Origin of the sequence: Ectobacillus panaciterrae DSM 19096, assembly GCF_000430785.1 — a bacterium.
Lineage (GTDB): Bacteria > Bacillota > Bacilli > Bacillales > Bacillaceae_G > Ectobacillus > Ectobacillus panaciterrae.
In genome coordinates this window covers 1-2249 of the sequence record NZ_AUMR01000176.1, presented here as the reverse complement: position 1 = coordinate 2249, position 2249 = coordinate 1, and the positions used below count along the sequence as shown (strand labels likewise).

The window sequence follows — 2249 nt, the reverse complement described above, 5'->3', positions numbered from 1 at the left end:
GAAGTTGAAGGCGGAGACGATGTATTCGTTCATTTCTCAGCTATTCAAGGCGAAGGATTCAAGTCTTTAGAAGAAGGTCAAGAAGTTACTTTTGACGTAGAACAAGGCAACCGCGGACCTCAAGCAACAAACGTAAAAAAGAAATAATTGAAATGAGAGAGTAGGGGATTTCCGTTCTCTCTCTTTTTTTATTTTCATTTTCAGAATTTTATTATAACGTTCTCCCGTTTATCCAGCTAACTCCATCAGCGAAAGCCTCTCTCAAACATAACGCTGTCAGTTCTAATTATTTACTTCTTTCCTCAAACGCTTCGTCATTATTTGTTTCTTGTGATTTCTGGTATGGATTTGTCGTGCAGTGTCCAATATGCCGCTGCTCTTTTATAGAAAGGTTTATTATACAGACAAAACAAAGAGAATGGCATCAGTAATTAGTACCTGGTAATAAAAACCCATTGACAATAGATTGAGTATGCTGATAGGATGAAGCATGTGAGGTAAATGAAGGAGATGAATCCTCCATAGTTATCTTTGCGGAATTTTTTTGTTAAGATGGTAAAAATATACAGAAATGTATTTTTTATTATCTATATATGAGTGAATTATAAATTCGACATGTCCATGTGCTATGTGCAACGAAAAGGGAGTATGGTATGCTTCTTCTCTCTGGTTTACCCTTGCATGAACCACTACAAAGGTTTGACCGTTTCTGCACGTCGCCGGATGCTCTCTCCCCACTATAAAAAGACGTTTTTTTATTCACTTGTATATAGAAAACGTTAAAATATTGCATATTAATCTATGCATTCGCGGTTTGTTTATTGCTAATTATACAATTGATATTGCTAACTATATCTCATATGGATGTAGTGATCCTAGCATCGGAAGGAGTTAAATCAATGAAGGACCTTCATACGTTCGGATGGTATGCGGCTCGTGTAGCTCCGCATCTGCCTAAAGCGGCATTTAAGCCGGTTCCTGCCCGTCTTTGGGGCGGACTCGCATATTTAATGATTATCATCGCCGGGGTACTGGCTATAGGTTTATTTGACCTTCATATATGGTGGAACCTTGTAATCGCGCTCGTTTTAGGCGCAAGTTTTGCCGGTACATGTTTTTTGGGTCATGAAATTTTGCACAGCACAGTCGTAAGAAAGCCGTGGCTGAGAGATTTGCTCGGAGCCATTGCCTTTTTCCCAGTAAGCACGGGACCGCAGCTTTGGAGAAAATGGCACAATCAGAGCCATCATATTCACACGCAGCATGAGGAGCTAGATCCGGATCATTGGGCAACTATTGAGCAATTATCCAAGCGGCCGTTTCTGCGCTTTATGTACCGATTCCCTAAATTTCTACGTTCTCTGTCGTATTTTGGTTTTTTAACAATTAATTTCTCACTTGTTTCTACGAATATGTTTATTAATTATACAAAAGAATTCAAAGCAAAGAAAAAGCTGATCGCATGGATACAATTCGCTTTGCCATGGGCGACGTGGATTGGATTAATATTTTGGATGGGGCCTGTAAAATGGGTTTTTGCCTATTTGCTGCCGCTGTTAATTGCGAATTTTATATTAAGCAGCTATATCGCTACCAACCATAATTTGAATCCCCTTACAGATGTGAATGACCCATTGGCCAATAGTCTTTCTGTTACGGTGCCGCGCTGGGTGGATGTTCTTCACTTTAATTTCTCATACCATGCGGAGCATCATCTGTTTCCGGGAATGAGTCCCAAATACTATCCTTTAGTAAAAGAACAAGTCAAAAAAATGTGGCCTGAACGATACCATGAGATGCCGTTTGGGAAAGCTATGATAACGCTTTGGAATACACCAAGGATTTATCATCAGCACAAAGAATTAATTAACCCGCAAGCAGGCACTGTTTACGGCACGTTAGGAAATGGTCTTGACCCTGCAAACATTGAACCAAGTGGAACGAATTCTCAAAAAGAAGCATCTGTCTCCTAAGGTTTGACGGTTAAACGTTTGGGCCGTTAGATATGAAAATCCTTTTCGTTAAAAGCGAAAAGGATTTTTTTAGGTGCAGTTATATACGCAGTTACGAATGTATGTTTCCTTATCGCTTCTTAACAATTCGTTCCATTACTTTCTCTAATCCATCTCAATTTAAAAAGATAAGCGTAAGTTTTTTGCTTTTATGTTCGTAACGTGATATAGTGGATTTAAACCATTTTACTTTTAATACCATAGAGATTTAAATAAGCTGTAACTTCAGTAGGGGAT

Annotated in this window: 2 protein-coding genes; both read left to right on the top strand. The window is 38.9% G+C overall.

Annotation, left to right across the window (positions count from 1 at the left end):
- On the top strand, positions 1-147 hold a 147-nt coding region (locus H540_RS0122010; protein ID WP_028402404.1), incomplete at its 5' end, for a cold-shock protein.
- Positions 148-899: 752 nt separating this feature from the next.
- Complete coding sequence (gene desB, locus H540_RS0122005; protein ID WP_028402403.1) at positions 900-1973, top strand: Delta(10) desaturase DesB; 1074 nt, start codon at positions 900-902, stop codon at positions 1971-1973.
- Positions 1974-2249: the final 276 nt, after the last annotated feature.